A 6,804-nucleotide genomic window follows, 5' to 3' on the forward strand; every position below is an offset into this window, starting at 1 on the left:
GGAATCGACATGGAGTACCGTCGGATTAGGCGCTCGGTTAATCCGTCCCGCCCCGGCTGAAGCCACTTCCACAGGTTCGTGCGGGACCCCGTGGGAGCGACTTCAGTCGCGAAGGTTTATCAATTCGAGGAATTCTTATGGATCTGGCCAACCTCACAGCCTTTATTGCCATCGCCGAGACCGGCAGTTTTTCCCTGGCCGGCGAGCGCCTGCACCTGACGCAGCCCGCCGTCAGCAAACGCCTTGCGGTACTGGAAGCGCAGCTTGGCGTGCGCCTCTTCGACCGCCTGGGTCGGGAGATCGGGCTGACCGAAGCCGGACGCGCCCTGCTGCCCAGGGCCTACCGGATTCTCAGCGTACTGGACGATACGCGGCGCGCCTTGACCAACCTCAACGGTGACATCAGCGGTCGTCTGTGCCTGGCCACCAGCCATCACATCGGCCTGCATCGCCTGCCACCGCTGCTGCGCACCTTCACCCGCAGCTACCCCGCGGTGACGTTGGATATCCGCTTCCTGGACTCGGAAATTGCCTATGAGGACGTGCTGCATGGTCGTGCCGAATTGGCGGTCATCACGCTCGCACCACACACCGCACCGCCGGTGCGCGCCAGCCGTGTGTGGGACGACCCGCTGGATTTCGTCGTGGCACCCGAGCATCCGCTGGCGCAGATGGACGAAGTCTCGCTTGCTGACATAGCCGGCTATCCGGCAGTTTTCCCCGGCGACAATACCTTCACTCACCATATCGCCCAGCGATTGTTCGAGCGCGAAGGATTGAAGCCGAATATCACCATGAGCACCAATTACCTGGAGACCATCAAAATGATGGTCTCCATCGGCATCGCCTGGAGCGTACTGCCGCGCACCATGCTGGACAATCAGGTAGTACGCCTGCCGATACCCGGCGTCAGGCTTGAACGCCAGCTGGGCTATATCGTCCATACCGAACGAACGCTATCCAATGCAGCCCGAGCTTTCATGACGCTGCTCGACTCCGAACAGGATGCTTGCATATTGCCACCCGCTACGGATAACGTCGCCGAACCAGAATAATTATGGCGCATGGCCACTTCACCGCCGTGACCCGCCGGGGTGGCACATGCCGGAATCGTTGCTCATGTCCCTCGACAATCTCTCGCACCGCGCTTACCTCTGCACGACCGATTCGAGCGAGGCTTTTCAGGACGCTGCTCACCTGGTAGGCGTACTCAATGGGGCCAATCTCGGTGTCTGGTCCTGGAACCCGTATGCCGGGTCTGTGCTGTGGTCCGAAGGCACCCAGAAACTTTTCGGTTTCAGCGCCGAACATGAAATTCCTGCAGGTACCGAATACCCGCAGCTGGTTGCCAGCGAAGATCGCCAGAGGGTCCGCGAACGCTTTCGCATGGCACTGACTGAGAATGCTTGCTTTACCATTCGTCACCGCATTCTCTGGCCAGACGGCTCCCAGCGCTGGCTGGAACTCCACGGGCAACGTCAGCGCAACGAAGCGGATCAGCCTGTTCTGGTGGGTGTGGTCCGCGATATCAGCGAAGAAATTCAGCAGGCGCAGGAACTGCAGAACAGCCAGGAGCGACTCAGCCTGGCCCTCGACTCGGTCGAGCTGGGCACCTGGGACTGGCACATCCCCAGCGACACACTCTACGCATCAGCCCGCGCGTCCGAACTTCAAGGCGTCATCGAAGGCCCTTATCACGGCCCATTCAAGGATTTCTTCGCCTGCATTCTTCCAGAAGATCGCCACGCCATGCGCGAGACCTATCGCGATCTGCTGGCCGGTCACCGCCGGGATTACCAGGCCGTTTACCAGGCCCAACTTCACGACGGCACGGTCCGCCACCTGGAAAGTACGGCCAAACTCTACCGTGACGATCAAGGTGCGCCTTTGCGCATGGCCGGCATTGTCATGGACATCACCGAGCGGGTGTTGCGCGAACAACAGGCGGCAGCCTCAGAGGCGAAGTTCGCCACCCTCTTCCAGGGCAGCCCGGACGCCATCAGCCTGTCGCGCATTCGCGATGGCGTTTTCCTCGAGGTAAACCCCAGCTTTACTCGAACCTTTGGCTGGCCAGCCAGCGAAATCGTCGGACTTGACGCACCGCAGATCGGATTCTGGCAGGACGACGAACAGCGACAGGTCCTGTACCGGCAACTCGCCCGCGACCAGCACCTGGAGAACGTCGAGGCCCAGTTCCGTACCCGCGACGGAGCTCACGTCACCTGCGTGGTATCCAGCCGCTTCATCCGCATCGAACGTCGGCGCTGCATCATCACCACCTTTCGCGACATCACCACGCGACAACAGGCGGAGGCAGCACTCAGAAACAGCGAGACCAAATTCGCCAAGGCGTTTCATTCCAGCCCCGACGCCATCACCATCAGCGAACTCAAGACCGGTCGATTCATCGAAGTCAACGAAGGCTTTCACCGCCTCACCGGCTACCGACAGGATGAAGTCATTGGTCGCACCGCGGCAGAGCTCGCCGTATGGCCGGGCGAACAACGCCAGCAGATTCTCGACTTGCTTGAGCGTGACGGTCGCGTCTGCAACTGGGAGATGCTCGCCCAGGACCGATACGGTGTGCTCAAGCACATCGAGGTATCGGTAGAAATCATCGAGCTCAACAATACCGAATGTATTCTGCTGACAGCACGGGACATCAGCCAGCTCAAAGCCGCACACGCGCAGATTCACCATCTGGCCTACCACGACCCTCTGACCAACCTCCCCAACCGCACACTGCTCATGGATCGCCTGGTCCAGCAAATCGCGCTGTACAAGCGCCACAACCTGCGTGGCGCACTGTTGTTCCTGGATCTTGACCACTTCAAGCACATCAACGATTCACTCGGCCATCCGGTTGGCGACGCCGTATTGAAGATGGTAACTGCGCGCCTCGAAGCCAGCACCCGCCTGGAAGATACCGTCGCCCGTCTCGGCGGTGACGAGTTCGTGATACTGCTGACCGGCCTCAGTGGCAAGCGCACGGAAATCACCCGCCATGTGCGCGAGGTGGCCGAAAAACTGCGCAAACTGCTGGCCGAACCCATGGTCTGCGAGGGTAACCGCTTGCAGGTCACACCCAGTATCGGCATCGCCCTGATACCCGATCACGGCGATACCCCCGCAGATCTGCTCAAACGGGCCGATATCGCCCTATATCGCGCGAAGGATGCCGGGCGCAATGCCATTCAGCTGTTTCAAAGCACCATGCAGGAAGTCGCCAGCACTCGCCTGCAACTGGAAAGCGAGCTGCGCCTGGCCCTGTTGAACGAGGAGTTCGAGCTTTTCCTGCAGCCCCAGGTAGACGCCCGTTCAGACACAATCATCGGCGCCGAGGCACTTCTGCGCTGGCAACATCCCCAACATGGCTTGCGCTCGCCCGCTCATTTCATTGATGTGCTGGAAGACAGCGGCCTGATTATCGAGGTGGGTGACTGGGTGATCGGAGAGGTCTGCCGGATGACAGCCTCGCTGCTGGCAAGCGGTCTGGTACAGGCTGATTCATTCAGCCTGTGCATCAATATCAGTCCGCGCCAGTTCCGCCAGAACGACTTCGTTGAACGCATTCTCGCAGCACTCGAGGAAAGCGCCCTGCCGGTACGGATGATCAAGCTGGAAATCACCGAAGGGATCGTGATCGAGAATCTGGACGACACCATTGCCAAAATGCACCACCTGCGCACGCACGGTGTGAGCTTTGCCATGGACGACTTCGGCACGGGCTATTCATCCCTGACGTACCTCAAGCGGTTGCCGGTGGATCTGCTGAAGATCGATCAGTCCTTCGTACGTGACGCGCTGGAGGATGGCAACGACGCCGAAATCATCCGCGCCATCGTGAGCATGGCCAAAAGCCTGGGGCTGGAAGTAATTGCCGAAGGCGTCGAGCAAAAAGGCCAGCTGGACCTGCTGCAACTTCAGGATTGCCACCTTTACCAAGGCTATCTATTCAGCCACCCACTACCATTCGCGCAGTTCTGCGAGTTGCTGCGCATGCAGTCAGAGGCTCAGAAATGAAAGGGCGTCATGCGACGCCCTTTCGACTGTTTAGCCTTCGAGCGCGGGACGCTCGCCAGCAGCGCTGATCGGAATACACTTGGGCTTGGCCTCTTCCGGCAGTTACGCAGAGCAGACTCGAACAGGTCGTTAAAACGATCTACGTCGATGGGTTGGTGAAACAGCGGAATCATGGAAAAACGGGGCATTTGGTGATCTCCTGATTGCCAGCGAGTGGTTGCCACAGGAGCCGTAATCGGCATCCTGTACCCTGGATAGGCCCCTTTTCTTTCAAGCCGCTTGTGGGAGTTTCTTATGCCTGGAGTCATGCTCATTACAGGTGCCAGCCGCGGAATTGGTGCCGCCACCGCCAGGCGCGCTGCCGCTGAAGGGTATGCGCTGTGCCTGAATTACCATCACCGCCAGGACGCCGCGCAACGGCTGCTCGATGAGCTGAAGAGCGCAGGCGCACACGCCATAGCAGTAGCCGCGGATGTGGCCGACGAAACCCAGGTTGCCCGCCTCTTCGCTACGCTTGATGCCGAATTTGGCAGGCTCGACGTGCTGGTCAACAACGCCGGCATGCTGGAGCGACAGATGCGCCTGGATGAAATGGACGCTGCACGTCTGGCGCGCGTCTTTGCCGTCAATGTCACCGGCAGCTTTCTCTGCGCCCGCGAGGCGGTAAAGCGCATGTCCACACGCTACGGCGGCAAGGGTGGCGCCATCGTCAATGTATCTTCCATCGCCGCCAGACTGGGCGCCCCGAACGAGTACATCGACTACGCAGCTGCCAAGGGCGCTATCGACAGCATGACGCTGGGCCTGGCCAGGGAAGTTGCCGCTGAAGGCATTCGCGTCAACGCCGTGCGACCTGGCGTGATCGCTACAGATATACACGCCAGCGGCGGCGAACCGGGGCGCGTCGAGCGGGTCAAGGCAAGCGTACCCATGGGGCGCGGTGGCGAGGCTGAAGAAGTGGCTGAAGCGATTCTCTGGCTGGCCAGCGAAAAAGCCAGCTACACCAGCGGTGCATTACTGGACGTCAGCGGCGGCCGCTAAGCGATTCCCTCTTCCACGCCCAGCAGCTTCTCTTCCACCCCGAGCAACCGGTCAATTCGCTCGCAATCGCTCTCGCGGCGCAATTGATCGAACAGCACAACCGCCTGCGGATAACTGCGGGTCAGCATGGAAACCCATTGCTTCAGACGACCTGGCGCATAGCGCGGAGACATCTTGCGCCGGGCCTGCAACCAGAAATCGGCCAGCAAGGGCTGAAGACAGGCCCAGCTCATCGGCTCGACTTCCAAACCGTTAATGGCAGCGCTGATCTGCCGCGCCAAGTCAGGCCGACAGACCAGCCCACGACCCAGCATGATGTTCTCCACACCGCTCACTTCCCGGCAACGCCGCCAGTCATCCAGCGACCAGATATCGCCATTGGCAAACACCGGTACCGCAACCACTTCCTGCACCTTCGCCACCCATTCCCAGTGGGCGGGCGGCTTGTAGCCATCGACCTTGGTCCGCGCATGCACCACCAGTTGCTCGGCGCCACCATCGACCAGGGCCCGCGCGCAGTCCAACGCGCCGTCCGGACTGTTGAAGCCCAGACGCATTTTGGCTGTAACCGGGATATCAGCCGGCACCGTGCGGCGCACCTCGCGCAAGATCGCATGCAGTAGCTCGGGTTCGTTGAGCAGCACGGCGCCACCACGGGACTTGTTCACCGTCCGGGCGGGGCAGCCAAAATTGAGGTCGATAGCCGGAGCGCCAAGAGCACATGCGCGCGCTGCGTTATCCGCCAGGCAGACTGGATCGGAGCCCAGCAGCTGCACGCGTACCGGCGTACCGGCACGGGTTTTTGCACCGCTAGCCAGTTCCGGCGCCAGCTTGCGGAAACTGGACCTAGGCAACAGCCGATCCGACACGCGAATGAACTCAGTCACACACCAGTCCACACCACCCACGCGGGTCAGCACGTCGCGCAGAATCTCATCAACCAGCCCCTCCATGGGCGCCAGTGCAATCTGCATGGGTCAAATGCTCGCCGAAAAAGAGCGGCATTGTACGGGGTCTGCATGATCGGTTGAATTAATCTGCTTACCTGCTCAACAGGCCGCTAAAAAATGTAGGCGAGGCAGGAAACGCAGCAAGAACACACGAGAGACGCAGCGCAGCAAGGTAACAGCCGCAATGTGAGTGCAGCGAATCAGGCGGAATTTAGGCGCTCTAAATGAGCACCAAGCGTGTTTTAACGAAGTATTACCAACACAGGTTTTTCGACGGCCAGATTAGTCGTCACCCAGCCGCGGACGTCGCCGATGTTCCATATCCGTCTCATTGCCGCCATGGCCCGGTTCGGCCTTCGAGTCAGGGTTTTGTGTATTGATCCATTTGGGCTTCTGCCAGCTGGCGTCTTCCGCATTTCTGGAAGCGTCAGCGGGATAGCCGATTCCCTCCCCCATTCCGATCGAACCATTGCCGGCTGCATGATCGACCGGGGCCGTATTCTGCGCTACTGACTCCAGAGCGGTTATACCCATGGCCGTCAGCATCGCCGCGCAACCCAAAGTACGTACCAGAAAGCGTCGCATCAGCACACCTCCTCATTCACCTGAAATATTAGGCAAGCAAACGGCCAGCAAGTGCGCCAGCTGCCAGAGCGGATGACCGATGGCACAAGCACTCTTGCCTGCATCGGCAGCAGCCAATCAGGAAGTTAACCCAAGCATTTGATGAATAAATACTTTTTCCAACATAACCCGTGACAACAGCCCGGAAAGCTGTAGAATGCCGGCC

The 6,804-nt window shown here is 59.9% G+C and carries 5 protein-coding genes and 1 pseudogene; 3 read left to right on the forward strand and 3 right to left on the reverse strand.

Annotation, left to right across the window (positions count from 1 at the left end; translation table 11 throughout):
- Positions 1-137: 137 nt before the first annotated feature.
- Together NAV32_RS14075 and NAV32_RS14080 are read left to right on the forward strand one after the other, a co-directional pair.
- On the forward strand, positions 138-1,055 hold the full coding sequence (locus NAV32_RS14075) for a LysR family transcriptional regulator (protein WP_256053422.1): 918 nt from the start codon (positions 138-140) through the stop codon (positions 1,053-1,055).
- A 64-nt stretch (positions 1,056-1,119) separates the two neighbouring features.
- The gene (locus NAV32_RS14080; protein WP_256053423.1) at positions 1,120-4,023 is read left to right on the forward strand and encodes a bifunctional diguanylate cyclase/phosphodiesterase; all 2,904 of its coding nucleotides are present in this window, start codon (positions 1,120-1,122) and stop codon (positions 4,021-4,023) included.
- 101 nt (positions 4,024-4,124) lie between these two features.
- Here NAV32_RS14080 and NAV32_RS17670 read toward each other — a convergent pair.
- Positions 4,125-4,211: pseudogene (locus NAV32_RS17670) on the reverse strand (heat-shock protein); the annotation flags it as partial.
- A gap of 106 nt (positions 4,212-4,317) precedes the next feature.
- Between NAV32_RS17670 and NAV32_RS14085 the strand changes: the two are divergent.
- Positions 4,318-5,064 (forward strand): SDR family oxidoreductase, encoded by a 747-nt coding sequence (locus tag NAV32_RS14085; RefSeq protein WP_256053424.1) that lies wholly within the window; start codon positions 4,318-4,320, stop codon positions 5,062-5,064.
- Here NAV32_RS14085 and NAV32_RS14090 read toward each other — a convergent pair.
- Both NAV32_RS14090 and NAV32_RS14095 read right to left on the reverse strand, forming a co-directional pair.
- Positions 5,061-6,038, reverse strand: a complete 978-nt coding sequence (locus NAV32_RS14090) for a tRNA dihydrouridine synthase (protein WP_256053425.1) — start codon at positions 6,036-6,038, stop codon at positions 5,061-5,063. The two genes, NAV32_RS14085 and NAV32_RS14090, sit on opposite strands and share 4 nt — an antisense overlap.
- A 258-nt stretch (positions 6,039-6,296) precedes the next feature.
- On the reverse strand, positions 6,297-6,599 hold the full coding sequence (locus tag NAV32_RS14095; RefSeq protein ID WP_256053426.1) for a hypothetical protein: 303 nt from the start codon (positions 6,597-6,599) through the stop codon (positions 6,297-6,299).
- Positions 6,600-6,804: the final 205 nt, after the last annotated feature.

It is taken from the genome of Stutzerimonas stutzeri (genome assembly GCF_024448695.1).
GTDB classification, from domain to species: domain Bacteria; phylum Pseudomonadota; class Gammaproteobacteria; order Pseudomonadales; family Pseudomonadaceae; genus Stutzerimonas; species Stutzerimonas stutzeri_T.